24 protein-coding genes, 4 pseudogenes and 1 riboswitch are annotated in these 26,067 nt (G+C 70.8%); of the genes and pseudogenes, 15 read left to right on the forward strand and 13 right to left on the reverse strand.

Annotated elements, in window-relative coordinates; all coding sequences use genetic code 11:
- Positions 1-141 precede the first annotated feature (141 nt).
- The 4 genes from ACVW19_RS26130 to ACVW19_RS26145 are packed head-to-tail and all read right to left on the reverse strand — an operon-like array spanning position 142 to position 2,839.
- The gene (locus ACVW19_RS26130) at positions 142-1,008 is read right to left on the reverse strand and encodes an energy-coupling factor ABC transporter ATP-binding protein (RefSeq protein ID WP_457462253.1); all 867 of its coding nucleotides are present in this window, start codon (positions 1,006-1,008) and stop codon (positions 142-144) included.
- The gene (gene cbiQ, locus ACVW19_RS26135; protein ID WP_457462255.1) at positions 1,005-1,754 is read right to left on the reverse strand and encodes a cobalt ECF transporter T component CbiQ; all 750 of its coding nucleotides are present in this window, start codon (positions 1,752-1,754) and stop codon (positions 1,005-1,007) included. The genes ACVW19_RS26130 and cbiQ overlap by 4 nt, the downstream gene beginning before the upstream one ends.
- A 6-nt stretch (positions 1,755-1,760) precedes the next feature.
- Positions 1,761-2,123: an energy-coupling factor ABC transporter substrate-binding protein gene (locus ACVW19_RS26140; RefSeq protein ID WP_457462256.1), complete on the reverse strand. Its 363-nt coding sequence runs from the start codon at positions 2,121-2,123 to the stop codon at positions 1,761-1,763.
- Positions 2,120-2,839: an energy-coupling factor ABC transporter permease gene (locus tag ACVW19_RS26145; RefSeq protein ID WP_457462257.1), complete on the reverse strand. Its 720-nt coding sequence runs from the start codon at positions 2,837-2,839 to the stop codon at positions 2,120-2,122. Before ACVW19_RS26145 ends, ACVW19_RS26140 begins: the two co-directional genes overlap by 4 nt.
- 30 nt (positions 2,840-2,869) lie before the next feature.
- Positions 2,870-3,078: riboswitch (cobalamin riboswitch) on the reverse strand.
- 178 nt (positions 3,079-3,256) lie between these two features.
- Here ACVW19_RS26145 and ACVW19_RS26150 point away from each other — a divergent pair.
- The 5 genes from ACVW19_RS26150 to ACVW19_RS26170 are packed head-to-tail and all read left to right on the forward strand — an operon-like array spanning position 3,257 to position 8,426.
- The gene (locus tag ACVW19_RS26150) at positions 3,257-4,855 is read left to right on the forward strand and encodes an ABC transporter substrate-binding protein (RefSeq protein WP_457462259.1); all 1,599 of its coding nucleotides are present in this window, start codon (positions 3,257-3,259) and stop codon (positions 4,853-4,855) included.
- A 20-nt stretch (positions 4,856-4,875) separates the two neighbouring features.
- Positions 4,876-5,844, forward strand: a complete 969-nt coding sequence (locus ACVW19_RS26155; RefSeq protein WP_457464782.1) for an ABC transporter permease — start codon at positions 4,876-4,878, stop codon at positions 5,842-5,844.
- Between the two features lie 5 nt (positions 5,845-5,849).
- Positions 5,850-6,758, forward strand: coding sequence for an ABC transporter permease (locus ACVW19_RS26160; protein ID WP_457462261.1), 909 nt, complete (start codon positions 5,850-5,852; stop codon positions 6,756-6,758).
- Positions 6,755-7,756 (forward strand): ABC transporter ATP-binding protein, encoded by a 1,002-nt coding sequence (locus ACVW19_RS26165; RefSeq protein ID WP_457462263.1) that lies wholly within the window; start codon positions 6,755-6,757, stop codon positions 7,754-7,756. The genes ACVW19_RS26160 and ACVW19_RS26165 overlap by 4 nt, the downstream gene beginning before the upstream one ends.
- The gene (locus ACVW19_RS26170) at positions 7,749-8,426 is read left to right on the forward strand and encodes an ABC transporter ATP-binding protein (RefSeq protein ID WP_457462265.1); all 678 of its coding nucleotides are present in this window, start codon (positions 7,749-7,751) and stop codon (positions 8,424-8,426) included. The genes ACVW19_RS26165 and ACVW19_RS26170 overlap by 8 nt, the downstream gene beginning before the upstream one ends.
- A gap of 107 nt (positions 8,427-8,533) precedes the next feature.
- On the opposite strand, the pseudogene ACVW19_RS26175 reads toward ACVW19_RS26170, so the two are convergent.
- Positions 8,534-8,761, reverse strand: a pseudogene (locus tag ACVW19_RS26175) (zinc-binding dehydrogenase); the annotation flags it as partial.
- Between the two features lie 148 nt (positions 8,762-8,909).
- On the opposite strand from ACVW19_RS26175, the gene ACVW19_RS26180 reads away from it, so the two are divergent.
- Both ACVW19_RS26180 and gap read left to right on the forward strand, forming a co-directional pair.
- Positions 8,910-9,866: a GlxA family transcriptional regulator gene (locus ACVW19_RS26180; protein WP_457462267.1), complete on the forward strand. Its 957-nt coding sequence runs from the start codon at positions 8,910-8,912 to the stop codon at positions 9,864-9,866.
- Between the two features lie 107 nt (positions 9,867-9,973).
- Entirely contained in the window at positions 9,974-10,972 is a 999-nt protein-coding gene (gap, locus tag ACVW19_RS26185; protein WP_457462268.1) for a type I glyceraldehyde-3-phosphate dehydrogenase, read from the forward strand.
- A gap of 250 nt (positions 10,973-11,222) precedes the next feature.
- On the opposite strand, the gene ACVW19_RS26190 is transcribed toward gap, so the two are convergent.
- Positions 11,223-11,657 carry a VOC family protein gene (locus ACVW19_RS26190; protein WP_457462270.1) on the reverse strand — a complete coding sequence of 145 codons (435 nt, stop codon included), beginning with the start codon at positions 11,655-11,657 and terminating at the stop codon, positions 11,223-11,225.
- Positions 11,658-11,954: 297 nt separating this feature from the next.
- On the opposite strand from ACVW19_RS26190, the gene ACVW19_RS26195 reads away from it, so the two are divergent.
- The 3 genes from ACVW19_RS26195 to ACVW19_RS26205 all read left to right on the forward strand — a co-directional run bounded on the left by ACVW19_RS26195 (position 11,955) and on the right by ACVW19_RS26205 (position 15,010).
- The gene (locus tag ACVW19_RS26195; RefSeq protein WP_457462272.1) at positions 11,955-13,190 is read left to right on the forward strand and encodes an IS701 family transposase; all 1,236 of its coding nucleotides are present in this window, start codon (positions 11,955-11,957) and stop codon (positions 13,188-13,190) included.
- A gap of 173 nt (positions 13,191-13,363) precedes the next feature.
- A complete protein-coding gene (locus tag ACVW19_RS26200) occupies positions 13,364-14,485 on the forward strand; it encodes an IS630 family transposase (RefSeq protein ID WP_457462273.1) in 1,122 nt (373 codons plus the stop codon).
- A gap of 63 nt (positions 14,486-14,548) precedes the next feature.
- On the forward strand, positions 14,549-15,010 hold the full coding sequence (locus ACVW19_RS26205) for an SUKH-4 family immunity protein (RefSeq protein ID WP_457462275.1): 462 nt from the start codon (positions 14,549-14,551) through the stop codon (positions 15,008-15,010).
- A 25-nt stretch (positions 15,011-15,035) separates the two neighbouring features.
- Here the strand turns inward: ACVW19_RS26205 and ACVW19_RS26210 are convergent.
- A pseudogene (locus ACVW19_RS26210) lies at positions 15,036-16,176 on the reverse strand (IS630 family transposase).
- A 67-nt stretch (positions 16,177-16,243) separates the two neighbouring features.
- Positions 16,244-16,828, reverse strand: a complete 585-nt coding sequence (locus tag ACVW19_RS26215) for a hypothetical protein (RefSeq protein WP_457462277.1) — start codon at positions 16,826-16,828, stop codon at positions 16,244-16,246.
- Between the two features lie 316 nt (positions 16,829-17,144).
- On the opposite strand from ACVW19_RS26215, the pseudogene ACVW19_RS26220 reads away from it, so the two are divergent.
- Positions 17,145-17,318, forward strand: a pseudogene (locus tag ACVW19_RS26220) (aminoglycoside phosphotransferase); the annotation flags it as partial.
- A 137-nt stretch (positions 17,319-17,455) separates the two neighbouring features.
- On the opposite strand, the gene ACVW19_RS26225 reads toward ACVW19_RS26220, so the two are convergent.
- On the reverse strand, positions 17,456-17,827 hold the full coding sequence (locus ACVW19_RS26225; protein ID WP_457462279.1) for a winged helix-turn-helix transcriptional regulator: 372 nt from the start codon (positions 17,825-17,827) through the stop codon (positions 17,456-17,458).
- A gap of 83 nt (positions 17,828-17,910) precedes the next feature.
- Between ACVW19_RS26225 and ACVW19_RS26230 the strand changes: the two genes are divergently transcribed.
- Complete coding sequence (locus tag ACVW19_RS26230; RefSeq protein ID WP_457462280.1) at positions 17,911-18,819, forward strand: NAD(P)-dependent oxidoreductase; 909 nt, start codon at positions 17,911-17,913, stop codon at positions 18,817-18,819.
- A 155-nt stretch (positions 18,820-18,974) separates the two neighbouring features.
- Positions 18,975-19,352 (forward strand): annotated as a pseudogene (locus tag ACVW19_RS26235) (hypothetical protein); the annotation flags it as partial.
- Here the strand turns inward: ACVW19_RS26235 and ACVW19_RS26240 are convergent.
- The gene (locus tag ACVW19_RS26240; protein ID WP_457464784.1) at positions 19,292-20,341 is read right to left on the reverse strand and encodes a zinc-binding dehydrogenase; all 1,050 of its coding nucleotides are present in this window, start codon (positions 20,339-20,341) and stop codon (positions 19,292-19,294) included. The pseudogene ACVW19_RS26235 and the gene ACVW19_RS26240 sit on opposite strands and share 61 nt — an antisense overlap.
- Positions 20,342-21,098: 757 nt before the next feature.
- Between ACVW19_RS26240 and ACVW19_RS26245 the strand changes: the two genes are divergently transcribed.
- Positions 21,099-21,707, forward strand: a complete 609-nt coding sequence (locus tag ACVW19_RS26245; protein ID WP_457462282.1) for a YceI family protein — start codon at positions 21,099-21,101, stop codon at positions 21,705-21,707.
- A 115-nt stretch (positions 21,708-21,822) separates the two neighbouring features.
- On the opposite strand, the gene ACVW19_RS26250 is transcribed toward ACVW19_RS26245, so the two are convergent.
- The 3 genes from ACVW19_RS26250 to ACVW19_RS26260 form a co-directional block, all read right to left on the reverse strand.
- On the reverse strand, positions 21,823-22,101 hold the full coding sequence (locus tag ACVW19_RS26250; protein WP_457462284.1) for a hypothetical protein: 279 nt from the start codon (positions 22,099-22,101) through the stop codon (positions 21,823-21,825).
- Positions 22,102-22,768: 667 nt separating this feature from the next.
- Positions 22,769-23,209 carry a hypothetical protein gene (locus ACVW19_RS26255; RefSeq protein WP_457462286.1) on the reverse strand — a complete coding sequence of 147 codons (441 nt, stop codon included), beginning with the start codon at positions 23,207-23,209 and terminating at the stop codon, positions 22,769-22,771.
- Positions 23,206-24,363 (reverse strand): DUF6973 domain-containing protein, encoded by a 1,158-nt coding sequence (locus tag ACVW19_RS26260; protein ID WP_457462288.1) that lies wholly within the window; start codon positions 24,361-24,363, stop codon positions 23,206-23,208. Before ACVW19_RS26260 ends, ACVW19_RS26255 begins: the two co-directional genes overlap by 4 nt.
- Positions 24,364-24,453: 90 nt before the next feature.
- On the opposite strand from ACVW19_RS26260, the gene ACVW19_RS26265 reads away from it, so the two are divergent.
- Positions 24,454-26,055, forward strand: coding sequence for an ISL3 family transposase (locus tag ACVW19_RS26265; RefSeq protein ID WP_457462289.1), 1,602 nt, complete (start codon positions 24,454-24,456; stop codon positions 26,053-26,055).
- The last annotated feature ends 12 nt before the right edge of the window (positions 26,056-26,067 follow it).

Below are 26,067 nucleotides of genomic sequence, written 5' to 3' on the forward strand. Positions count from 1 at the left end.
CTGCAGCGCCGGGGAATTCTGAGGCCCTTGCCTTGAGCCGGTCACCTTCTGCCACACCACGGTGGCCGTACCCGGCGAGGCGGGGCCCGGCGACGTGGGGCTTGTGAACCGGCTTTCCGCGCAGGCTGCCCGAGCCGGGGGTCATCTGCCGTCGGCGTGCTCCGCGGGCTCCGGGGACACTGCGATGAGCGCGGCCAGTTCCTCCGGTGTCCGGGGCCCGGCGGCCGTGTCGGGCAGCAGGCCCTGGGCGCGGAGCAGGCGCGCGGCCGCCACGCCCCACGGCAACCGCAACCCCGCCGCCGCGAGGAGGTCCGTGCGGGCCAGCATCGTGGGCGCCGGGCCGGTCCGGGCGCCGGACGGGGTGAGCAGGGCGGCGTCGTCGGCCCAGCGCAGGGCGAGGTCCACGTCGTGGGTGGCCATGACGACCGTGGTGCCGTTCGCGCGCAGCCCGTCGAGGGTGGCGAGCAGCCGCTCCTGACCGTCGGGGTCGAGCCCCGCCGTCGGCTCGTCCAGGATCAGGACCCGGGGCCGCATGGCGACCGCCCCCGCGATCGCCGTCCGCTTGCGCTGCCCGTAGGAGAGCAGGTGCGTGGGACGGTTGGCGAGAGCGGTGATGTCCAGCGCGGCCAGCGCCTCCGTCACCCGCGCCCGAACCTCCGCGTCGGGCAGCCCGAGGTTCAGTGGTCCGAACGACACGTCCTGGCTGACGGATGCCGCGAACAACTGGTCGTCCGGGTCCTGCACCACCAGCTGCACTGTCGTCCGCAGCCGGGTCAGCCCCTTGCGGTCGTACCGGGCGGGCCGACCAGAAACGGTCAACTCGCCCTCGCTCGGCCGCAGTCCACCGCTCAGCAACCGCATCAGCGTCGTCTTGCCGCTGCCGTTGCGGCCCAGCAGGGCGAGCGCGCGCCCCTCCCGCACCTCGAAGTCGAGGCCGGTGAGCACGGCCGGGCCGTCCTCGTACGCGAAGGACGCGCCCCGCAGGGCGACCAGTGCGGGCTCGCTCAAGACAGCGGCCTTTCCAGGAGGAGGGCGAGGGCGGCCAGTGCGACGAGTAGGGCCAGGCTCATGACCGTGAAGCGCACCGAGACCCGGGCCTCCGGCACCAGCACGCGCAGCGTGCCGTCGTAGCCGCGTCCGGCGAGCCCCGTCTGCAGCCGCGCGGCCCGGTCGAAGGACCGGACGAACGCGGTCGCGCCGAGCCCGCCCAGCGAACGCCAGGTCGCCGCCCGGGTGGTGTGCCCGAGCCGGGCCGCCTGCGCCTCCCGGACCCGGCGCACCGAGTCGAGCAGCAGGAAACTCATCCGGTACGTCACCAGCGCCACATCGACGAGGGGAGCGGGCAGCCCGGCCCGTACCAGACGCGGCAGCAGATCGGACATCGGCGTGGTGAAGGCGAACAGCAGCACCCCGAGGGAGGCCGCCGAGGTGCGCAGCATCAACTCACCGGCGCGCAGGGGCCCGTCATCCGCCCAGGCCACGAACCCGCCCGGCCCGCCCACCTGCACCAGCAGCGTCAGCGCCCCGGTCACGCAGAAGCCCAGCGGCACCCGGTAGGCACGCCACAACCGCCGCCCCGGCACCCCCGCAGGGCCCAGCAGCACCGCGAGCGCGGTCAGCAGCACCAGGGCCGAGCCCGGCCAGGGCGGCAGCGAGACCGCCAGCACGGTGAGCCCCAGCCCGAGCACGGCCTTGTCCACGGGATGACGGCGGCGCCAGCGACTGCTGTGCGCCGCCGCGTCGATCGGCAGCACGGGGGATCAGGTCCCGGGTCCCGCGGGGGCCGCGTCGTCGACGTCCGCCTCGGTGTCGACCCCTTGCGCCCGTTCCGCCCCCTGCCGGCGCCCCCGCCGCAGCCCGAAGTAGTACGCGAGCACGCCCGCGCCGATCGCCGCCTGGAGGGCGAACAGCGCCGACTCGATCTCCCCGGACGGTGGTTCGTACAGCGGCGAGAACCACGGCTCGTAGTCCGGGGCGATCTCGGTGATCGCGGTCTCCGCCTCCGCGTCGGCGCCCGCGAACGGCTCCTCCTTGTGATCGCCGAGCCCGAGGACCAGCGGCACCACGGCGAGCACGGCGACAAGGAGCAGCAGCAGGGAGTTGATCTTCGCGTTACGGCTCATCGGGCCACCGCCTCGCCCGCGCCCGCTCCCGCGCCCGCCGACTTCTTCCCGAGCCCGGCCACCAGCACCCCGAGCCGGGTCAGTTCGCCCTTGCTGGACTGCACCAGCATGCGCATCACCAGCACCGTCAGCAGCCCCTCGCTCACCGCGAGCGGGATCTGCGTGACGGCGAAGATGGAGCCGAACTTGCCGAGCGCGCCCGCGAATCCGCTGCCCGGGTCGGGGAAGGCGAGCGCCAGCTGCACACTCGTCACGCAGTACGTCGACAGGTCGGCGACGAACGCGCCGCAGAACACCGCGACCATCAGCGGCGCCCCGTACCGCCGCAGCAGCCGGTAGACCCCGTACCCCGCCCACGGTCCGACGACCGCCATCGAGAAGACGTTGGCGCCGAGCGTGGTCAGCCCGCCGTGGGCGAGCAACAGGGCCTGGAACAGCAGGGTGATGGTGCCCAGCACCGCCATCACCGGCGGCCGGAACAGGATGGCGCCCAGCCCGGTGCCGGTGGGATGGGAACAACTCCCGGTCACCGAGGGCAGTTTCAGCGCGGACAGGACGAAGGTGAACGCTCCCGACGCGCCCAGCAGCAGCGTGCTCTCGGGATGCTCCCTGACTTCACGGGTGAGCGACCGGGCTCCGTGGACGACGAACGGCGCCGACGCGACGCCCCAGGCGACCGCGTGCGCCGGCGGTAGAAAACCCTCGGCTATGTGCATGGCTCAGCAGACCCTCTCCAGCACCTCGTGGATGGTTGACGCGCCTTGGCCGGTCTCCTGGCTGACGGGTACCACCGCCCGTGCTCCGCCTTCCCGGGTCCGAGGGGGACCCAGTGGCTGCCGTTCGGTCCTGTCGGGGGACAGGACCTGGGGCCGGAGCCGGACTTCCCGATCACAGTGGCGAGGGCCGCACCGGTATCACACCGGATTTCCCGTTCACCAAGGCGTGGCGACACTAGACCCTGTCCCGGGCCGCTGACAAGCAGTCCCGGGGGGCGCACGGACGGCGCCCCGCAGCTCGCACCCCGACGGGCCCACCACGCCGAAGTGCGGGAATGAGGGGAGGGGGTCCTGGGCAGAACCCTGCTGCAACTAATATGCAACAACGAGATCCGGGCAGCAAAGGTGTGGAATTCGATGACGACCCGACGAATAAAGGGTGCCGCCGTCGCGGCGACCATGGCCGCCGCGGTCGCCGCCTGCTCGGCGCCCGGCGGCGGCACGGACGGCGCCGCGGGCGGCAGCGGGTCCGCCGAGTCCGTGGTGATCGGGGTCGCCTCCGAGCCGGACACCCTGAGCCCGCTGCTCGGCTACGGCAAGGACGGCAACTCCAAGATCTTCGACGGGCTGCTCGCCCGGGACGCCGGCCTGGAACTCGAGCCCGCCCTGGCGAAGGCGCTCCCCGAGGTCACCGACGACGGCCGCACCTACACCTACACCCTGCGCCCGGGCGTGAAGTTCAGTGACGGCGAACCCCTCACCGCCGAGGACGTCGTCTACACGTACGAAACGGTCCTCGACGACAAGACCAACAACACCGCCAAGAGCGAACTGGACGCCGTCAAGGAGGTCCGGGCGGACGGCGACGACAAGGTCGTCTTCACCCTCAAGTACCCCTACGCGGCCTTCCCGGCCCGCACCGTCCTGCCCATCGTCCCCGAACACGTCGCGGGCGAGCAGGACCCCAACACCGGCGCCTTCAACACCGAGCCGATCGGCACCGGACCGTACGTCCTCACCGGCTGGAGCAAGGGCGAGAAGCTCACCTTCAAGGCGAACCCCGACTACTGGGGCGGCGCACCGAAGGTGAAGAAGCTCACCATGGCGATCATCGCCGACGACGACGTCCGCGCCACCCGGCTGCGCTCCGGCGACCTCGACGGCGCGACCCTCCCGCCCAACCTCGCCGCCACCTTCAAGAACGACGACGCCCGCAAGACCTACCGGGCCACCACCTACGACTTCCGCGCCGTCACCCTCCCCACCGGGAACAAGATCACCGGCGACACCACGATCCGCCGCGCCCTCGACCTCGCCGTCGACCGCCAGGCCATGGTCGACAAGATCCTCGACGGCGCCGGCCGCCCCGCCTACGGCCCGCTGCCCCTCGACGACCCCTGGTACGCCAAGGACGTCGAACGCCCCCAGGACCTCGCCGAGGCCAAGAAGATCCTCGACCGCGACGGCTGGAAGGCCGGCCAGGACGGCATCCGCGCCAAGGACGGCGCCCGCGCCGCCTTCACCCTCTTCTACCCCTCCGGCGACAAGGTCCGCCAGGACCACGCCCTCGCCTACGCCTCCGACGCCAAGAAGGCCGGCATCGACGTCAAGGTCGAGGGCGCCACCTGGGAGGTCATCGAACCCCGGATGGGCAAGGACGCCGTCCTCGCCGGCTTCGGCAGCACCGGAGACCCCGACTTCGGCCTCTACACCCTGCTGCACTCCTCCCTCGCCGGCGACGGCTTCAACAACATGCCCCACTACGACAACCCCGCCGTCGACAAGGCCCTCGAAACCGGCCGCCGCGCCCAGGACCCCGACGACCGCAAGGCCGCCTACGACGACCTCCAGCGCGCACTCGTCAAGGACCCCGGCTACACCTTCCTCACCCACATCGACCACCTCTACGTCCTCGCCGACCGCTGGGGCGACCTCACCACCCAGGTCGAACCGCACGAGCACGGCTTCGCCAGCGGCCCCTGGTGGAACGCCGAGGACTGGCAGCCCAAGAAGTGAAGACCCTGCCCTGGGCGGCGATGGGACACCTCGTGGCACGGCGGGCCCTGCTCGCCGTGCCCGTCCTCCTCGTCGTCACCTTCGGCGCCTTCGCCCTCGCCGCCGCCTCCCCGTTCGACCCCGTCAAGGCCTACGCCGGAACCGCCGCCCTCGGCGCCGACCAGGAAACCCTGGACCGGCTCCGCGACAACCTCGGCGTGGACCAGCCCTTCACCGTCCGCTGGTGGGAGTGGCTGACCTCCGCGCTCACCGGCGACCTCGGCCACTCCAGCGTGATGCGACAGCCGGTGGCCGAGGCGATCGGCGAACGACTGGTCTGGTCGACCCTGCTGTGCACCGTCGCGTTCGCCGTCGCCGTCCTCCTCGGCACCCTGCTCGGCGTCCTCGCGGCCCGCCGCCCCGGCTCGCTCGTCGACCGCACGGTCACCTCCCTCGCCTACTCCCTGGAAGCCGCGCCGGTCTTCTGGATCGCCCTGCTCGCCGTCTGGCTGTTCGCCCTCCACCTCGACGTCCTCCCGGCCGGCGGCCTCACCGACACCGGCAGCGAACACGTCACCGCCGGCCAGGTCACCAGCCACCTGATCCTGCCCGCCGGCGTCCTCGCCGTCTCCCAACTGCCCTGGTTCACCCTCTACGTCCGCCAGGGCGTCGGCGACGCCCTCGCCGAGGACCCCGTGCGCGGCGCCCGCGCCCGCGGCCTCGCCGAACGCACCGTCCTGCTCGGCCACGCCCTGCGCTCCGGACTGCTGCCGGTGCTCACCCTCATCGGCTCCCGCGTCCCCGAACTCATCACCGGCGCCCTCCTCGTGGAGACCGTCTTCAGCTGGCCCGGCATCGCCGCCGCCACCGTCGAGGCGGCCACCGCCGTCGACTTCCCCCTCCTGGCCGCCCTGACCACCCTCGCCACCGCCGCCGTCCTCGCCGGAAACCTCCTCGCCGACCTCCTGTACGGACTGATCGACCCGAGGGTGAAGCTCAATGAGATGTGATCCCCATGGCTGACACCACCGTCGAGAAGGCCGACGCGACCACCCCCACGGCCGCGACCGCCTGGCGCTCGCACGGCACCACCCGCCGCTCCACCCACACCCTGCGGCTGCGCGTCTCCGCCACCCTGGTCGGCCTCACCGCCCTCGCGGTACTGCTCGTCCCCCCACTGGTCCAACTCGACCAGCAGGCCGTCGACCTCGCCTCGAAACTCCTCCCACCCAGCTGGGACCACCCCTTCGGCACCGACGACGTCGGCCGCGACCTCCTGCTGCGCTGCGTCTACGGCCTCCGCGTCTCCCTGCTCGTCGGCGTCGTGGCCGCGCTCACCGCCACCGTCATCGGCACCGCCGTCGGAGCCACCGCCGGAGCCCTCGGCGGCTGGGTCGACCGCCTCGTCATGCGCCTGGTCGACACCATCTCCTCCGTCCCGCACCTGCTGCTCGGCATCTTCATCGTCGCCATGTTCCGCCCCGGCGTCTGGCCCGTGGTGATCTCGGTCGCCCTCACCCACTGGCTGTCCACCGCCCGCATCGTCCGCGCCGAGGTCCTCTCCCTGCGCTCCCGCCCCTACATCGACGCCGCCGTCTCCGGCGGCGCCTCCCGCCGGCGGGTGGTGCTACGGCACCTGCTGCCCGGCGTACTGCCCCAGGCCGGCCTCGCCGCCGTCCTGATGATCCCGCACGCCATGTGGCACGAGTCGGCGCTGTCCTTCCTCGGCCTCGGCCTGCCCGCCCACACCGCCAGCCTCGGCACCCTCATCCAGGGCGCCCGCGGCTCCCTGCTCGCCGGCCACTGGTGGCCCACCCTCTTCCCCGGCCTGTTCCTGATCATCCCCACCCTCGCCATCGCCGGACTCGCCGGAGTCTGGCGGGAGCGGATCAACCCCCGCCGCCGATCGGAGCTGACGCTGTGACCGAGCGACCTCCCGTGCTGTCGGTCCGCGGACTGTCGGTGCGCTTCCTGGTACCCGGCGGAGGCCGCATCGCCGCAGTCACCGACGCCCACTTCGACGTGGCGCCCGGCGAATGCCTCGCCCTGATCGGCGAGAGCGGCTGCGGCAAGTCCGTCCTCGCCTCCGCCCTGCTCGGCCTGCTCCCCGCCAACGCCCAGACCGCCGGCCACGCCCACCTCGGCGAACTCGACCTGCTCACCGCCGACGAACGCACCCTCGCCCGCACCGTACGCGGCCGCCGCATCGGCCTCATCCCCCAGAGCCCGGCCGCCCATCTCACCCCCGTCCGCACCATCCGCTCCCAGATGGAGGAGACGGTCGCCGAACTCACCGGCCTCCGGGGCCGCACGGCCCTGCGCACCGCCGCCGAGAAGGCCGCCGCCCGCGCCGCCTTCCCCGCCGACCACCTCGACCGCCACCCCCACGAACTCTCCGGCGGCCTCGCCCAACGCGCCGCCACCGCCCTCGCCCTCATCGGCGACGCACCCCTCCTCCTCGCCGACGAACCCACCACCGGCCTCGACCGCGACCTGGTGGACCACACCGTCGACGAACTACGCCGGCACGTCGACGCCCCCGGCGACGGCACCGACCACGCCCGAGCCCTCCTGATGATCACCCACGACCTGACGGCAGCCGAACGCATCGCCGACCGGGTCGCCGTCATGTACGCGGGCCGCATCGTCGAACTCACCGAAGCCGACACCTTCTTCGGCACCCCCGGCCCCCGCCACCCCTACAGCCGCGGCCTCCTGAACGCCCTCCCCGACCGCGCCTTCACCCCCATCCCCGGCATGCCCCCCGAACTCGGCGCCCTCCCCGACGGCTGCGCCTTCGCCCCCCGCTGCGACCGAGCCACCACCACCTGCGCGACCCTCCCGCCCCTCACCGCGTCGGTCGCCTGCCACCACCCGGTCCCGGTCGAGGCCCTGACCCCGGAGGACGTCGTCCGTGCTTGAACTCCGCGACATCACCGCCGGCTACGACCGACGGTCGGCCCCCGCCGTCCGGAACGCCTCCCTCACCGTCGCCCCCGGCGAGGCCGTCGGCCTGCTCGGCCCCAGCGGCTGCGGCAAATCCACCCTCGCCAGGGTCGCCGCCCTCCTGCACCGCCCCGACGCCGGCACCCTCACCCTCGACGGCACCCCCGTACGCCACTGGCGCCACCGCGCCCCCCGCGCGCTGCGCACCGCCTTCGGCGTCGTCTTCCAGCAGCCCCGCCTCTCCGCCGACCCCCGTCTGACCCTCGCCGACCTGATAGCCGAACCCCTGCGCGCCACGGGCCGCCGCGCCGAAGCCCCCGACCGGGTCGCCGAACTGGCCTCCACCGTCGGCCTCACCCCCGACCTGCTCACCCGCCGCCCCCACGAGGTCAGCGACGGCCAACTCCAACGCGCCTGCCTCGCCCGCGCGTTGGTGCTGCGCCCCCGTTGGCTGATCTGCGACGAGATGACCGCGATGCTCGACGCCTCGACCACGGCCGCCCTGGTGGCGGTGGTCGAGGACTACCGCACCGCAACAGGCGCCGGCCTGCTCGCCGTCGGCCACGACCGCACCCTCCTCGACCGCTGGTGCGACCGCACGGTCCACTGGGACACGGTGACGGCCCGGCCGGTCACGGCGGAGTAGCGGCGCGTGCCCGTCAAGAGGCTGCTTGCTCCGCACGTTCATCCGTACCCGGCTCCGCGCATGAGCGAGTACGCCGACACCTCCGACCGTGATCCGCCGGATGGAACTCAGGGGTGCATGACGATCTTTCCCACGTGCCCCCTGCGGGCGAGTTCCTCCTGCGCCTGAGCGGCCCGGTCCAGTGGGAAGGCCGCGGCGATGACGGGCTGGACCTCGGCCTGACGGGCCAGGTCCATGAGGAGGCCGAAGTGCGTGGGCGTGTGCGTCGAGGAGCCGATGACCTGCGCGTTGTGCAGGTAGAAACGGCGCACATCACATTTCACGTCGTATCCGCCTGAGCGCGGTTTTGGTCTCAGAACGACTGGCGGCGGGGCGACGGGCGGGACGGGCGTGGACTGCAACGTGAAAGACAGCCCGGCCGGTGTCGTCTGCCCGGTCCGCGCAGTGAGCGTATCGACGTCACGCCCCACGTAACCTCTTCCTGTGCCAGCCCCCCGCCTGCATCGCGTCGCCGTCCTCGTGCTCGAGGGCGCGAAGCCGCTCGATGTCGGAATTCCCGCGCAGGTTTTCACGACCCGCGCGAGCATGCCGTACGAGGTGCGGGTGTGCGGGGCGACACCCGGTCTCGTGACCGGCGGCGACGGCCTCGCGTACTACGTCGCCCACGGCCTCGACGCCCTTGCGTGGGCCGACATCGTCTTCGTCCCCGGCTACCGGTTCCCGGACCGCGACGACCCGCCGCAGGCCGTCGTCGCCGCACTGATCGCCGCCCACGACCGGGGCGCGCGGCTCGCCGCCATCTCGACGGGCGCCTTCGCGCTCGCCGCCACGGGCCTGCTCGACGGCAGGCGCGCCACGACGCACTGGCACTACACGCGGGCACTCGTGGCCAGGCATCCGCTCGTCCAGGTCGACGAGAACGTGCTCTTCGTCGACGAGGGCAGCGTGCTCACCTCGGCCGGCGCCGCCTCCGGCATCGACCTGTGCCTGCACATCCTGCGCGGCGACCTGGGGGTGGCCGCGTCCAACCACGCGGCCCGGCGTCTGGTCGCGGCCCCCTACCGCAGCGGCGGTCAGGCCCAGTACGTGCCGCGCAGCGTCCCCGAACCGCTCGGCGAGCGGTTCGCCGCCACCCGTGAGTGGGCGCTGCACCGGCTCGGCGATCCCCTCACCCTCGACGTACTGGCGCGGCAGGCGGGGGTCTCGCCGCGCACGTTCTCCCGGCGCTTCGTCGAGGAGACCGGCTACACGCCGATGCAGTGGGTGATGCGCGCCCGCGTCGACGTGGCCCGCGAACTGCTGGAGCGGTCGCAGCGCAGCGTCGAGCAGATCGCCGCCGACGTCGGCCTCGGCACCGGCGCGAATCTGCGGCTGCACTTCCAGCGCATCCTCGGCACCACCCCGAGCGAGTACCGGCGCACCTTCACCCTGGGCGAGTAACCCGCCCGGCACCGCGTGGCGAGATCCTTTCGAACCATGGCGACCCCGCCACTGTCAGCGGCGCGAGCCGCGGGCGAGCCTGGTGGCGAAGGGAAGGGACACCACTCATGACTCGCATCGCCATCAACGGATTCGGCCGCATCGGACGCAATGTGCTGCGCGCACTGCTGGAGCGCGACAGCGCCCTCGAGGTCGTCGCCGTCAACGACCTGACCGAGCCCGCCACGCTCGCCCGGCTGCTCGCCTACGACAGCACGGCCGGCCGGCTCGGGCGCCCGGTGACCGTCGACGGGAACGCCCTCGTCGTCGACGGCCGCCGGATCACGGTGCTGGCCGAGCGTGAACCGGCGCAGCTGCCGTGGGCCGAACTCGGCGTCGACATCGTCCTGGAAGCCACCGGCCGCTTCACCTCGGCCAAGGCGGCCCGCGCCCACCTCGACGCGGGCGCGAAGAAGGTGCTCGTCAGCGCGCCGTCGGACGGCGCCGACGTCACGCTCGCCTTCGGGGTCAACACCGACGCCTACGACCCGGCCGTGCACACGGTCGTCTCGAACGCCTCCTGCACCACCAACGCGCTCGCGCCGCTGGCCGTGGTCCTCGACGAACTCGCCGGTATCGAGCACGGGTTCATGACGACGGTGCACGCCTACACGCAGGAGCAGAACCTGCAGGACGGTCCGCACCGCGACGCCCGTCGCGCCAGGGCCGCCGGCGTCAACATCGTGCCGACCACGACCGGTGCCGCCAAGGCGATCGGCCTGGTGCTGCCGAACCTCGACGGCAAGCTGTCGGGCGACTCGATCCGCGTACCGGTGCCGGTGGGCTCGATCGTCGAACTCAACACGACCGTCGCCCGCGACGTGACGCGCGACGACGTGCTGGAGGCGTACCGCGCCGCGGCACAGGGGCCGCTCGCCGGCGTCCTCGAGTACTCGGACGACCCGCTCGTGTCGTCCGACATCACGGGAAACCCCGCCTCTTCCATCTTCGACTCGGCCCTCACCCGCGTCGACGGCCGCCACGTCAAGGTGGTCGCCTGGTACGACAACGAGTGGGGCTTCTCGAACCGCGTGATCGACACGCTCGAGCTCCTCGCCACCCGCTGACCGGACGCCGGGGCGGTACCCCGCCTCCGGCGACCGCTCCGGCCGGCACTTGCTTCGGGCGCTCTGGTTGACCAGTCGGGCAGCCGGAGCGCTCAGTCACAGAAGGGGGCCCGCCCGGCCTCCGGAGGGCGTGGGAGCGCCACGGCCGGTCGAGGGGCTCTTCGAGCGTCGCTCCGCGATGGCTTACAGCCACCCCTGACATTCCGCGACGCCCCTCGTGGTGGGGTAAGGGATCCTGCCCCGGTCAACCTCACGCCGAGGCCGCGGCAATGCAGAACTCATTGCCCTCCGGGTCGGCCATCACGACATGGTGCTCGTCGCATTCCTCCAGGACGCTCCCGCCCGCTTTCACCAGCCGCTCGGACTCCGCCCTGATCCGCGCCCACCGTTCATCGTGACTGCCGTGTCCCGGCACCCGGACGTCGATATGGAGTCGGTTCTTCGCGGTCTTCGGTTCAGGGACCTTGAGGATGCAGAGCCGGGGCCCGACGCCGTCAGGATCGCAGAGCCACGCGCCGTCGTCCGCGGAGTCGTCCTCCGGAAGGTCGAACTGCGCGAGCCACTCCTCGCGGGTCTTGAAGGGAGCGGGCGGCGGCTCGTCCACATACCCCAGGGCCGTCTTCCAGAACTCGGCAAGAAGCTTCGCGTCTGCGCAATCAAGGGTCAGATCGATTCTGGCTGTCATGGCAGGACCGTACTGCGCACCTCTGACAGTCGCGGCTGAGGCGGAGGCGAGACGGCGGCTGATACGCCGTGACGGGTCGGCCACAGCTTCGCCCAGCCGGACGTTCTCCACCGACCGAGCCGATGCCCGCCTCCGTCGTCCACCTCGGTGTCCGCCCGGCGCCCGGCCCCCAACCCCGCTAGTGTGCTGCGCCGGAGATCCCTCGTCCGGTTCTGCCGACGGATCTCCGGCGCAGCCCCTAGTAGTACTTCGTTAGGTTGGTTTGATCTTGGGTGCCGAGTCCGGCAGGCTGCCCGTGTGGACTTGGGGGAGATCGAGCAACTCCGGGGTGAGTTGGCCGCGTTCGTGGCCGAGGTGTTCGCGTCGGTGCCGCGCCGGGATCAGCGGGCGAAGGGCGACTGCTACCTGCGCGGGTTGATGCTGGACGGTCGCAGGAAGTCGATCCAGCCGATGGCCGAGCGGCTGCCGGACGGCGATATGCAGGCGTTGCAGCAGTTCGTGAACCAGTCGCCGTGGGACCACGCCGCGGTGTTGCGGGCGGTGGCCGTCAAGACGGTCCCCGTCGTCGATCCCATGGTGTGGGTGATCGACGACGTGTCGTTCCCCAAGGACGGGAAGATGTCGGTGGGGGTGGCCCGGCAGTGGTGTGGGGCGCTGGGCAAGCAGTCCAACTGCCAGGTCGCGGTCAGCCTGCATGCCGCGTCCGACACCGCGTCCGTGCCGATCTCGTGGCGGCTGTTCCTGCCGCAGGAGTGGCAGGACGACGCCGGGCGCCGGGCCAGGGCGGGGGTGCCCGAGGAGGTGGGGCACCGGGAGAAGTGGCGGCTGGCCCTGGAATTGATCGACGAGGCGAGCGGCTGGGGCCTTGTCCCGCAGGTGATCGTCGCGGATGCCGGGTACGGGCAGAACACCGCGTTCCGGCAGGCTCTGGCTGACCGCGGACTGGACTTCGTCGTCGCGGTGCGGGCGGACGAATCCGCTCATCCGCATGACGCCGTGCCCACCGCACCGGCCTGGAGCGGGACCGGCCGCAGGCCCGCCCTGCGCTACCGCACCGGAGCGTTCTCGTTGAAGGACCTGGCCGCCGAAACCGGCCGCAAGGCCTACCGGCAGGCGACCTGGCGCACTGGGTCCAAGGGGCCGATGCGCTCGAGATTCCGGGTGCGGATCGTGCGTCCGGCCGGTGTCGCGGCCCGCAGACACGCGATGGCCTGGGCGGGCGGCCCCACCGCCTGGGACGGCGTTCTGCCCCCGGCGACACTGCTGAGTGAATGGCCCGCCGGCGAGAAGGCACCCACCGAGTACTGGCTGACCAGCCTGCCCGCCGACACCCCCCTGCGGCACCTGGCCCGCCTGGCGAAGATGCGCTGGCGGATCGAGCACGACTACCGCGAGATGAAGCACGGCCTGGGCCTGGACCACTTCGAAGGCCGCACCTGGCGGGGCTGGCACCACCACGCCACCCTCGTCACTGCGGCCCACGCCTTCCTCACCCTCCGCCGTCTCGACCCAAAAGCAACAGCGCCGGCCTGACCTTCTACCAGGTCCTCGACACGCTCCAGGACCTCATACGCGCATGGACCGGCACATGCCCCACCTGCCACCGCGGCATCCCCGCTTCAGCTCCGCCAGAACACCACCCACGCCAGCCAACCTAACGAAGTACTACTAGTGTCCTGCGCCGGTAGTCCGTCGTTAGATCGTGTATGAGTTCTCCTGCCGGGGTGCCGGTGCCGCGTCGTGGTCCGAAGCTGGAACCGCTGCTGCTGGGCGATGACGAGCGTGCCGTGCTGGAACGCTGGACGAGGCGGGCGAACTCCGCCCAGGCGCTGGCGTTGCGGGCGCGGATCGTGCTGGCCTGTGCGGGCCCTGACGTGCCGCCCATCGTCGAGGTGGCCCGGGAGCTGCGGATTTCCGCGGACACGGTCCGCAAGTGGCGGCGGCGGTTCCTGGCCGAGCGGCTGGACGGCCTGGCCGACGAGCCCCGGCCGGGCCGGCCGCCCACCATCAGCGTGGATCAGGTGGAGGCGGTCGTGGTCGCCACCTTGGAGGAGATCCCGAAGAACGCCACCCACTGGTCGCGGAAGTCGATGGCGGAGCACAGCGGTCTGTCGAAATCCACCGTCGGCCGGATCTGGCGCAGGTTCCAGCTCAAGCCGCACCTGACGGACACCTTCAAGCTGTCCACGGACCCGTTCTTTGTGGAGAAGGTCTACGACGTCGTCGGGCTGTACTTCAACCCGCCCGAGGGCGCGGTGGTCCTGTCCGTGGACGAGAAGTCCCAGATCCAGGCCCTGGACCGGTCCCAGCCGGTGCTGCCGATGATGCCGGGGATGCCCGAGCGGCGCACCCACGACTATGTCCGCAACGGCCTGACCACGCTGTTCGCCGCGTTCGACGTCGCCACCGGCGAGGTCATCAGCTCCCTGCACCGCCGGCACCGGGCGGCGGAGTTCAAGAAGTTCCTGATCAAGATCGACAAAGAGGTGCCCGCGCACCTGCAGATCCACCTGATCTGCGACAACTACGGCACCCACAAGACACCCGCGATCAGGACGTGGCTGGCCAAACACCCTCGGTTTCATATGCACTTCACCCCGACCGGCTCCTCGTGGATCAACCAGGTCGAGCGGTGGTTCGGCTTCCTGGCCGACCAGAAGATCCGCCGCGGCGCACACAAAAGTGTCCAGAGCCTCGAAGCTGACATCCGCGCCTGGGTCAAGGACTGGAACTCAGATCCCAGGCCGTTCGTCTGGGCGAAGACCGCCGAGGAGATCCTCGAATCCCTCGCCCGCTTCTGCCGACGGATCTCCGGCGCAGGACACTAGTGCTCTGACCGCATAGCTTCACCGGGTTGGTGAAGCGCCGGCGGGGCGGACTACGTTCTCGGCATGATCGACGCGGAAGTCGCCTCACTCTTGGCCGGATGTTCTCACTGCCCGTACCCCGGGATGTGGCAGGCCTCCCCTTTTGCGGAACGCACGGTCGGAGGTGCGCGGTATGCCCTGGTCGCGGTCGACCCAGGGCTGAGCGCGTTCGCTCTGCGGCGTGATGACGGCTCGCTGTGGTGTCTGCCGGAAGGCGGTGCTCCCCAACTGGTGAACTCCAACATTGAGGCGTTCGTCGCCTTCAACCGCGCTTATGAGGAGGCCGCTGCCGAGGCCGCTGCATACGAGGGGTCCGGTGACGGTCTGGGTGACGACGAGGCCGTGGACCTGGCCGAGCAGGCCGCCGACGCGCTCACTGAAGCGCTGCTGGAACGATTCGAGATGCTTGACGCCGAGGCCGTTGCCGACGAGAACTCCTTCTGGCACATCGGGGCTGAGGAGCTGGGCTACGGCATGAGTGTGTGACCACGCAGAACGTCGGGCGGGCTGCTCAAGCTGCAATGCCGAGGGGGCGTCCGCCCCAGCGGATGCCCTTCTCGCCGCGGATGCGGGCGCGTTCCTTGCGTTGGGAGGCCAGCACGTCGGGGTGACGAGCGTGAGCGTTGCGCCGGCGCAGGTAGCGGTGCAGGACCCGAGTTTGCACCGTGTGGTTGGGGTGGTGGGAGTTGACCAGGGTGAACTGCCGCAGCGGGCCGAAGCGGGCCTCGCTCGGGTTGGCCCAGGAAGCGTAGGCCGGGGTGAAGCACAGCTCGACCTTGTTCCTCTCCGCCCAGCGCCGGATGTCCGCGCCGGTGGGGCGGAGAGATTGTCCAGGATGATGTAGATCGGGGCGCCGTCGGGGCGGGCGGCACGGATCGACTTCAGCGAGGCCAGGGTGTTGGCGGTGCCCTTGCGGCGGCGGTTGACGCCCCACAGCCGGTCGTCACCGACGGGGTAGCAGCCGTGGAAGTAGGTGACGCCGTGGGTGCGGCGGTAGGTCGCGGGCAGGCGGTCGGGCCTGCCCTGCTTCGCCCAGCAGGAGCCCGCGGTGGGCCGGATGCCGAGGGGCCCGAACTCGTCGAAGGCGAAGACCCGGTCGGGGAAGCGGTCCAGCACCTCCTCGATCCGGTCGAGCTTGGTATCACGCTCGGTGTCCGGGGACTCCTTCCAGGCCTTGGTGCGCTGGAAGACGATGCCGCGGCGCATCAGCAGGCACCGTAAGGCTTCACGGCCGCCGCCTCCGTGCACCCGGCGCAGGTAGGCGGCGAGTTTACGGATCGACCAGCGGGTGACGGGCTGGCCGAGCTTGGTGGGGCGGGTGGTGGCCGTCTGGACGACGAAGTCCTCGTCGTCATCGCTGAGCAGGCTGGGGGTACCCCCGGGCGGAGCCCTGGGGGAGGACGGCCTCCCGCCCATTGAGGGTCCAGGCAGGCCAGGTCGATCTCGTTGAACCGATGGATCACCTCCCGCACCGTGTCCTCGTCCGCCTGGACCAGCCGGGCGATCACCGGGACGCGGTTCCCGCCGGCCGAGGCCAGCAGCATCATCGCCCGGCGATAGCGCACCGAGCTGGTACTGCCCCGGCGCACAATCTGCTGCAGCTTCTGCCCTTCCTGGTCGGTCAGTCGGCGCACCCGCACAGGCTCGGCCACCACACCTCCAGCGGTCGGAACGGACGTCACCGCCCATCCAACCGCTTCGAGCGCCACCCCGGCGAACCTATGCGGTCACAGCACTAGACGACCCACCCGTCGGAGCCAGGTCGACGCCCCTTACGAGCACTGGACAGGAGTTCCACAGCTCCACCCCGGCCGTGAGCAGTTCCAGCACCGCGCGTTGCTCGTCGGGAGTCCATGCGGCGCACTCGTCCCCGAACAGCTTCTCGTAGGCGCTGTTATGCACCGCGCCCTGCTGGGGCAGCCGGTGGACCTCACCAAGTCCTCGGGCCAGATCCTCGAAGAAGTTCCACGCGTCCAGCACCGCACCCGAGGGGACGCGTCGGCGCGACGGGTCCTTCAACCAATGCTGGACACGGACGAGCTCCAGCGTGTCGGTCTCAGAAGTGGCCAGCCTCCGCCCTCTCCGGCTCGCATACACCCGCACCTGCCGAACAGTCGTGAACACCGGCACCCGACAGTGATCAGCTCCTGGCAACGCCAGCACCTGATCAGGGTCGTCGCCCCTGCCACCGATCCACAGAACTACCCCGCTGCGGCCGAGCCCTCGCACCCGGTACGCATAGAGACTGCCACCCCCACCGCGCTGTCCGGTCGCGAACACATCTGCCCTCTCGATCTTTGCCACGCTCTCACCCTGGCACGACCCGCGAGAGCCGTCGCGGAATTTCTCCGCAGCGGGTCAGCCGGGGATGCAGACGGTCCCACGCCTGCGCGGTCGCCTTCCGTGGAGCCGCCGGTCCGTGACCGCCACGGCCTGCTCGATGCCCTCAGGTCGCCGGGTCACCGAAGACGAAATCGCCACCATGCTTGGTCAGCCGCCCGTCCTTGGCAACGGCACCCCGACCAGGGCACCCTGTGACGGAGCGCAAGACCACGGCGAGACCACCCGCACGCCGGAACCGGAGCCGAGGCAGGCCGCTTCCCGACTCCCGTTGCTCCGCATGACGGCCACCGCAAGGGACATCACCGAGGACCTGATCCGGGATCTGCTGTGCGAGCAGCACCCCGACCTGGCGGACCGTCCCCTGAAGCTCGGAGCGCTCGGCTGGGACAACCAGGTGTGGCGGCTCGGTGACGACCTCGCCGTCCGGTTGCCCTGGGCGACGCAGTCCGCGCGCCCGCGCTGCCGCGCGCCGAAGCCACCTCGGCCCTGTCGGCATCGCCCGCGGGGCACCGCCATCGATCTCGCGGTGCTCCACGGGATTCAGCTCTCAGGAGGGTGGAGCGCGCACGGGATGGGTGGCCGGGATGCTCAGCCGTGTGAGGTCTCGGCCACGTCGACCACCTCGAAGCCTTCGCGACGCATCCGCTCACTCCCCCAGGCGCCGAGCGGCCCGAGCGCTTGATTGAGCGTGCGCCCGTGCTCGGTCAGGGAGTACTCCACCCGCGGCGGCACCTCGGCATAAACCTCCCGGCGCACGAGACCGTCCGCCTCCATCTCGCGCAGGTGCTGCGTCAGCATCTTCTCGCTCACTCCCGGCAGACCGCGACGGAGCTCAGCGAAGCGGCAGACGTGACGGGTATCGAGTTCCCAGAGGATCAGTCCCTTCCACTTGCCGCTCACTACATCGAGCGCAGCGTCGATGCCGCAGATGTAAGGCCCGCGTCTCGGCGCCTTGGCCATCACTGGTCCCCTTACTAAAAGGTAAGTACCGCAGAAAATAGTGGGTACTTCCGAGAGTAGTGGCGCTCTTCGAGGATGGAGGAGTGAACGAACAACGGAACCTCACGACCCAGCAGAACAGCGCTGTCACCGTGATCGGACTCGGCCCGATGGGCCAGGCGATGACGCGCGTCCTCCTCACCGCCGGCCACCCGGTCACCGTCTGGAACCGCACCGCCAGTCGGGCCGACGGCGTCGTCACCGACGGAGCGACGCTCGCGGCGACACCCAGCGAGGCGGTCGAAGCGAGTGACCTCGTGATCCTGAGCCTCACCGACTACCAGGTGATGTACGACGTCCTCGACAGCGCCACCGAATCGCTCGCCGGCCGGACGCTGGTCAACCTGAGCTCCGACACTCCCGACACCACACGCGAGGCAGCAACCTGGGCAGCGGGCCACGACGCCACCTTCCTCACCGGAGGTGTCATGGTCCCCGCGCCGATGGTCGGCACGGAGGCAGCCCATGTCTACTACAGCGGCCCCGACGACGCGATGCAGCGCCACCTGGCGACGTTGGCCCTGCTGGGAAAACCAAAGCATCTGGGCGAGGACCCGGGCCTCGCCCAGATGATGTACCAAGCCCAACTCACGGTGTTCCTCACCACCTTGTCCGGACTGATGCACGCCACCGCGATGCTGGGCACCGCAGGAACCAAGGCCAGGGAAGCGCTGCCGGAGTTGCTCTCCTTCACGGACTCGATAGGCGACATCCTGAGGGCTGGTGAAGAGAACCCCGGCGCCGCGCTTGACGCCGGAGAGCACCCCGGCGACCTCAGCACGGTCACCATGATGGGCGCCACGTCCGACCACATCGTCGAGACCAGCACGTCACTCGGCCTCGACCTCGCGCTCCCCCTGGCCGTGCAGGCCCACTACCGGCGCGCGATCGAGGATGGACACGGCGGCGACAACTGGACCCGCATCATCGACGGCATCCGAGGACCGCGCTGACCGAACGCGGGACCGATGAACACAGGCCCAGCCGCGACGCACGCGGTCGGTCCTGGGGCGTCGACCCACGCGGTCTGCTTCGGGGGCCGTGTTCGGCGAGGGCAGGTGTTCCCACGGCGGTCGTCGGACCTGGGACCATCCCCACGTGTACGCGGAACGAGGTCGGCGACGACCAACCCCAACGCGCCTGCCTCGCACGCGCGTTGGTGCTGCGTCCCCGCCGGCTGATCTGCGACGAGATGACCGCGATGCTCGACGCCTCGACAACGGCCGCACTGGTCAAGGCCGTCGAGGACTACCGCACCGCAACAGGCGCCGGCCTGCTCGCCGTGGGTCACGACCGCACCCTCCTCGACCGCTGGTGCGACCGCACGGCCCACTGGGACACGGTGGTGGCATCCGGCGCGCCGGCGGTCAAGGCGGGTCAGCGGAACTCCCCTCATGACTCCGGCCGTGATCCGTCGGGTGGAACTCAGGGGTGCATGACGATCTTTCCCACGTGCTTTCTGCGGGAGAGTTCCTCCTGCGCCTGAGCGGCCCGGTCCAGCGGGAACGTCGCGGCGACAACGGGCTGGACCTCGGCCCGGCGAGCCAGGTCCATGAGGAGGCCGAAGTGCGTGGGCGTGTGCATCGCGGAGCCGATGACCTGCGCGTTGTGCAGGTAGAGGCGGCGCACGTCGAAGGTCACGTCGTACCCGCCCAGTGCGCCGGCGATCACCCACCGGCCTCCTTCGCGCAGCAGCGGCAGCCCCTCACTCACCAGTTCGCCGGCCACGACGTCGAGTGCGACGTCGATGCCCTCCGGGGCGGCGGCGCGGATCTGCTCTGCAACGTTTCCTGCGCGGTCGACGACTTCGTGCGCACCTGTCTCGCGCACCGCATCGATCTTGGGCCCACTACTGATGGCGAGCACCCTCGCGCCGCGCGCGCGGGCGATCTGCACCAGCGCGAGGCCGACGCCGCCGGACGCCCCCGAGACCAGGACGGTTTCCCCCTCCCGCAGCCGACCCCGCTCGATCATGCCCAGCGCCGTGCCGTAGGCGGTCGGCAGTGTCGCGAGCTGGTCGTCCGTGAGCGGGGATTGCGTCACATCGTGCACACGCTCCGCCGGCGCGGTCACGTACTGGGCGTAACCACCGTCGCGCTCGCTCCCCATCAGGCCCACCGGGTTCGCGTCCGGCCCTTCGGTGTCGTAGATCGCCGGGTCGACGACCACCCGGCGCCCGACGAGGCTTCCGCCCACGTCGGGGCCGACCGCCACGACCCGACCGGCCACGTCGGCGCCCTGGATGCGCGGAAAGTCGATCGGGCCCCGCCAGCCCGACAGGGCCCTCGGGTCTCCCGGGCGGCCGTAGGCGCCCTCCCGGGTCCACAGGTCGGTGTTGTTCAGCGCCACCGCGCCGACCCGGACCAGTACCTCTCCCGCCTGGGGGGCGGGCACGGCCACTTCCGTCAGCTCAAGAACCTCCGGCCCTCCGTGTCCTGTGATACGCACCGCGCGCATGGACTCGGGCACACCCATCGCCAGGACCTCCTCGCCACCCAGCTCCTCGTGCTGCACGAGGGTGCCCTCGCCACGCAGCCGTTCTCGCTCGACGCTTTTCTGCAAAGCGCCGGCCTGGCGCAATCCCTGCCCCAGGCCGGCGCGCCACCCCGCCACCAGCCGTCGAACAGGGCCCCGGGATCAGGGTGTTCGGTGACTCGCTTGTTTTTGGTCTCACGGGTCTCGCCGGTTCCTCTGATACGGAAGCGGATGATGTCGCCTGCGACCTCTCGGCTTCATGTCAGCGAACCACCCGGGGATGCACCGCCTCATGACAGTGAAATCCGGTGCCCGTGCCACCCCGGCGTCAGCGGCGGACCTTCATGCGCCCCACCGCGGCTGGCAGGAAAACGGCTGACAGCGTTCGACGACGACTGCCGACCACTCCACTGACACGAACCCGACACATCGCAGTACCCGCTTGAGCGCAAGGCAAAACCTGACGAAAGTTTCCGCGGTGCGGCCGGTTCAGCGGATCCCCGCCTCAGGGCCGAAGACCGGCCGGCGGAAGCGCGCAGCGCGTGCGGGCTTCCGCCGGACCGCCCAGGAGCGGCGGCCCGCCTCCTCCGGCACGGCAACCGTGTCGGCGACCTTCCCGGCCGTGGTGTCGGCGGATTCTCACGGCTGCTGTGCTCAGGCTGCCGGACCGTCGGGAATGCGGAGATCACCCGGAATTGATTCAAGATGAAACATGTTGGGGAGGGTGGAAAACCTCCCCTCCTTGAAGGACGACCCCATGGGCCTGCTCAACCGTCGCCGCGCCACCGCGCCCACCCCGGCCGCCGACTCGGCCTCCGTGCCGAACGCCGCCCGGTTGACCGGCATCTGGACCATCGACCCCGCACACAGCAGCATCGCCTTCGTCGCCCGGTATGCCATGATCACCAGGGTCCGCGGCACCTTCGAAGACTTCGACGGCCGCCTGTACCTGGACGGCGAGCGGCCCGGGCGCTCCACCGCCGACGTGACCATCAAGGCCGCCAGTCTCCACACTCGCCAGGAGCAGCGCGACCGGCACCTGCGCAGCGCCGACTTCTTCCACGCCGAGGCCCACCCCACGTTGTCCTTCCGCAGCACCTCCGTGCGGCAGCTCTCCGCGGACGCCTACCACCTGACCGGCGACCTGAGCATCAAGGGCGTCACCCGCCCGGTCGTCCTGGACCTGACCCACACCGGCACGGCGACCGATCCCTTCGGCAACGAGCGCGCCGGTTTCGAGGGCTCCACCACGGTCGACCGCACCGACTGGGGCCTGACCTGGAACAGCGTGCTGGAGACCGGCGGCGTGCTGGTCGGCGAGAAGGTGAAGCTGGAGTTCGACGTCTCCGCAATCCGCGCCGCCTGACCACCGCCCCGCGGGTCTCAAGGCGGCCGGCCCGGCCGCCTTGAGACCCGCGGGCAGCCGACCCGCCCACACGCCACTGCCGCCATGCAACTCAGCGGTTCACCTGAAGATCCTGTCAGGCAGCGTCCTCGACGAGCCCGAAGTTGTCCGGAAACTCTTCCAGGAACGCCCGCCGTGACGCGTCGGCCTCTTCGGCGGCCATGGTGCCGAGCAGGTCGAGGAACTCTTCCTGCTGCTCACGCGACAGTTTGCTCACGACGTGGGCGACGCCCTCCAGGACCTTGACGGCATCGTCCGGGTCCATTTGATCGTCTTCACAGCCCTCGACGAACCAGAGGGCGTCAACCAGGGCCTCGGCCAGGGCGCGGGTCAGGGAGGGGTATGCAGCAGGCACTGAGACGATCTCCCGGCGAGGCGGCGAGGCGGCGAGGCGGCGAACAGGGGCTGGCCATCTCATCACACACCGCTGAGAACGAGGTCAGCGACCGCCCCACGGAACTTGGGTCAGCCCCGGAACAACCTGTCCAGAACACCTCGGCTTTCCGAACTGTCGGACACCGAGCCCAGTCCGGCTGCGAGAGTTCGTCTCGGCCGGACGAGCACGGAGCAGATCCTCTGCGGTGAGCGGCTGAACCCGATCCGGTGACGCGTCCCACTCCCGGCAGCCGGAGAGCGGGCGGAGCTGGAGGTACGGGCCCGCCTGCCCCATGACGACACCGACGCGATCGTGCTCGGTGTCCAGGACGGCGGTGCCGGGCGGGGGAGGAGTGGGCTCGCGCTCGGGGACCCCGGGACTCGGCGCGCTCACCGGTCAGCGCCCCTACGGACCCGGCCAAACAGGGAGTCCGTGCGTTCAGCACCCGGTCGCGGTGGGCCTCGTCGAACGACGGTGGGAGCAGCTTCCGCGCCGAGCGGCAAGAACGCGTCGGGACGGCGATGGCGGGCAGGGCCATGGCGACGGACGACAGGGGCATCCGGTCCAGAGGACGGCGGAGCACGCCGAAGGCGGCCCCCCGCACCTTCCGGGGAGCCGCCTCCGTAGCGGCCGTCGGCTTGTCGCCTCAGTCGGCCGTGTTCAGCCGGACCGCTCCGGAGCCCGTGCGGATGGTCAGTGCACAGGCGACGGCCACCGTGGCGCAGGCCGCTGCGAACAGCAGGGCGGTCGGCAGGGTGAGGCCCGCCGGGCTGCCGGTGGTGGCCAGGGCCACCACGGCGAGCACCGTCTGGCCGAGGCCCAGCAGGGCCAGCCAGGTCACCGTCAGCACACGCGGCGCCCGGGACCGTACGCGCTCCAGGCCCAGCAGGGCCGCACCGCCGGTCAGGCCCACCAGCGTGAGCGCCACCAGGGCGGCGTTCAGCGGGCTGAAGCCGGAGGGATCGGTGTGGTCGAGTTCCGCGGTGTCCGGCCAGAGCGTCAGAAAGGCGATCTGGAGCAGACCCTCGTAGGCGACCTGGAGCAGCAGTATCGCGGGAGCGACGCGGCGCGCAAGGAAACGGATCATGCGTTGCTCTTCACAAGCTTCTTGCTCTTGATGATCCACAGCTTTCCGTTCTTGACGTAACTGATGCACTGGTCGCGGGCCTTGGGGTTCGACTTGCTCTTGCCACGGTAGTCACGGCCGATCTTGCGGCCGATCTTGTTGTTGCGGAGATCCATCTCCTTGTCGACACCGCGGGACTCCGACTCATGACGGGTCGCGACCTCGTAGGCGGTTTCATGGTCGATGTTGATCTCCATACGGGCGTTCCAGTAGCAGTGGCGGAACGCGTCGCCGGTGCCCTGGTACAGAGACGCCCTGGGGTAGCGCTTCGCGGCCTCGCCGAACGCCTTGTCGGCATCCTTGCGGGCCTTGTTGCAGTCGTACGCGTTGGTGCGGCAGTAACTCCGTTCCGCGGGGGTCAGATCGCCGTACCCGGCGCCCGGGTCGGGCAGGACCGGGAAGGTGACCGTCCGGTCCGGCGCGGGGGCGAGGGAGACGATGAAGTCGTTGCCGGAGAGCCGCATGGAGACCGGCGCGGTCTCGCCCTTGGCGTCCAGGGCGAGCGGGGCGGAGATGAAGGCGGTCGCGTCACCCTCCGCGTCGGAGATCATCAGGGTGCTCTCGCTGACCGCGGTGATCTCGTGGCCCGGCTGGATGTTGGCCGTGTAGGTGAACGACTGCGGCGCGTTCGGGCTGCGCAGCAGGTGGAAGACCTCGACCGCGCTGGTGCTGTTGCGGACGGCGACGGTGTCGGCGTCCTGCTGGGTGTGGGGGTAGACCACCAGACCGGTCTCGCTCAGCTCGGCCGGGGAGGCCACCGCCGGGGGCAGGTTGACCAGGGTCTGGGTGGCGCCGTCGGGGCCGGTGCCCACGATGGAGCTGTTCGCGGCGTCCGGGAGCTGGGCGATCGCGTCGGCCCCGGCGGAGTCCTCGGTCTCCTCGGCCTCGGTGTCCTCCTCCTCGACGTGGCCGGGGGGGGGCGTGTCGTCCTCCTCGACGACCGTCTCCTCCGGGAACTCCTCGACCTCCTCCGTGGTGTCGTCCGCCGGGTGCAGGAGGGAGCCGAAGTGGGTCTCGGCGATCTCGTTGATGAACGAGGTGGTCAGGTCGCCGGTGATGTCGGATGGCTTTGTCCACGAGAACGGGTTCTGGCTCAGGTTTTGTGGGCCCTGCACGCTGAGTGACGGATGAGCGTTACACAGGACTCCGTGAAGTCGCCCGAAGGAGATCGGTGACCGACCCGTCGTGACTGACAGTTCGGGACCGTGGAAGAGGTTGTGCTCCCCTTCAAGAAGCTGTTGCTCCCGTCGATCGCGGACGTCGTGGTGCTGTCGGTGGACGTGAACATCGAGGTGGTGCGCGTGGATGCGCGGTGCACCGCGACAGGAGCTGTGTGTCCGGAGTGCCGGACTCGGTCCAGCCGCGTTCACGGGTCCTATCTGCGGTTTCCCGCTGATGTGCCCAGCGGCGGGCGAAGCGTCGTACTCCAGTTACGGGTTCGCCGGTTCATCTGCGGGAACGACTCGTGCGCGCGACGCACCTTCGTCGAGCAGATACCCGGCCTGACTCGCCGGCATGGTCAGAAGACCGAGCGGCTGCGTGCCACCCTGGCCGCGGTCGGTCTCGCCCTGGCCGGCCGGGCCGGCGCCCGGCCGGCCCGCGCCTTCGGGGTGCCCGTCAGCCGCAGTACGGTCCTGCGGCTGGTCGCGGCGCTTCCCGATCCGGAGCCTCCCGCCCCGCGGGTGGTCGGCGTCGACGAGTACGCCACGCGCAAGGGCCGCCACTACGGCACCGTCCTCGTCGACATCGAGACGCGGCGCCCCGTCGACCTGTTACCCGATCGGGAGGCGCCGACGCCGGCCGCGTGGCTGGCCCGGCGGCCCGGTGTCGAAGTCGTCTGCCGTGACCGTGCCCCGTTCTTCGCCGAAGGCGCCGCCGCCGGGGCGCCGCAGGCCGTCCAGGTCGCGGACCGGTGGCACTTGTGGAACAACCTGAGCGAGGCCGCCGAGCGGACCGTCGCACAGCACCGCCGCTGCCTGCATGTCCTGGTCCCCAAGGCGCCTGAGCCCGAGCCCCAGCAGGCCCCGGAGGAAGAGACGTCCGGCGCGCCATGGCCAACCGGCCACCGTTTCGCCGACCGCACCCGGACCACCCACGCGATCGTCCACGCGCTGCTGGAAGCCGGGCACAGCCGCCGCTCGGTCCAGCGGCAGCTGAGCATGACCAGCCGCACCGTCAAGCGCTACGCGGACGCCGCCACGCCGGAAGACCTCTTCACCGGCCAGTGGCAGAACAGGGCCTCCATCCTGGACGAATACAAGACCTACCTCGACGACCGGTGGAACGAGGGCTGCACCAACGCTTGGAAGCTCTGGGAGGAGATCGTCCCGCTCGGCTACACGGGCAGCTACCAGCGCGTCCGGGCCTACCTGCACAAGAAGCGCACCTCACCTCGGCCGGTGACCGCACGGCCGCCCTCTCCCCGGACGGTCGCCGGATGGATCCTCCGCCGCCCGGAAACCCTCACCGAGACCGAACAGCTCCAGCTCAAGACCGTCCGGGCCCGCTGCCCGGAACTGGACGCCCTCACCCGCCATGTCCGTTCCTTCGCGACCATGCTCACCGAGCGCCAGGGCGAGAGTCTCCTTCTCTGGCTCGAAGCCGTCCGGCAGGACGACCTGCCCAGCCTCCACAGCCTCGCCGCAGGCATCGACCGTGACCGCGACGCCGTCATCGCCGGTCTTACCCTGCCCTGGAACTCGGGTGCCGTCGAAGGACACGTCAACCGGACCAAGATGCTCAAGCGCCAGATGTTCGGCCGCGCCGGGTTCAATCTCCTACGAAAGCGCGTCCTGCTCTACGCATGACACCACGCACCA

This window comes from Streptomyces sp. TE5632, from assembly GCF_054061295.1.

Coding starts and splice junctions, on each gene's coding strand:
- ACVW19_RS26140 (WP_457462256.1), bottom strand. CDS start 2,123: ATGAGCCGTAACGCGAAGATCAACTCCCTGCTGCTGCTCCTTGTCGCC.
- ACVW19_RS26145 (WP_457462257.1), bottom strand. CDS start 2,839: ATGCACATAGCCGAGGGTTTTCTACCGCCGGCGCACGCGGTCGCCTGG.
- ACVW19_RS26150 (WP_457462259.1), top strand. CDS start 3,257: ATGACGACCCGACGAATAAAGGGTGCCGCCGTCGCGGCGACCATGGCC.
- ACVW19_RS26155 (WP_457464782.1), top strand. CDS start 4,876: ATGGGACACCTCGTGGCACGGCGGGCCCTGCTCGCCGTGCCCGTCCTC.
- ACVW19_RS26160 (WP_457462261.1), top strand. CDS start 5,850: ATGGCTGACACCACCGTCGAGAAGGCCGACGCGACCACCCCCACGGCC.
- gap (WP_457462268.1), top strand. CDS start 9,974: ATGACTCGCATCGCCATCAACGGATTCGGCCGCATCGGACGCAATGTG.
- ACVW19_RS26190 (WP_457462270.1), bottom strand. CDS start 11,657: ATGACAGCCAGAATCGATCTGACCCTTGATTGCGCAGACGCGAAGCTT.
- ACVW19_RS26200 (WP_457462273.1), top strand. CDS start 13,364: ATGAGTTCTCCTGCCGGGGTGCCGGTGCCGCGTCGTGGTCCGAAGCTG.
- ACVW19_RS26205 (WP_457462275.1), top strand. CDS start 14,549: ATGATCGACGCGGAAGTCGCCTCACTCTTGGCCGGATGTTCTCACTGC.
- ACVW19_RS26225 (WP_457462279.1), bottom strand. CDS start 17,827: ATGGCCAAGGCGCCGAGACGCGGGCCTTACATCTGCGGCATCGACGCT.
- ACVW19_RS26240 (WP_457464784.1), bottom strand. CDS start 20,341: ATGGGTGTGCCCGAGTCCATGCGCGCGGTGCGTATCACAGGACACGGA.
- ACVW19_RS26245 (WP_457462282.1), top strand. CDS start 21,099: ATGGGCCTGCTCAACCGTCGCCGCGCCACCGCGCCCACCCCGGCCGCC.
- ACVW19_RS26255 (WP_457462286.1), bottom strand. CDS start 23,209: ATGATCCGTTTCCTTGCGCGCCGCGTCGCTCCCGCGATACTGCTGCTC.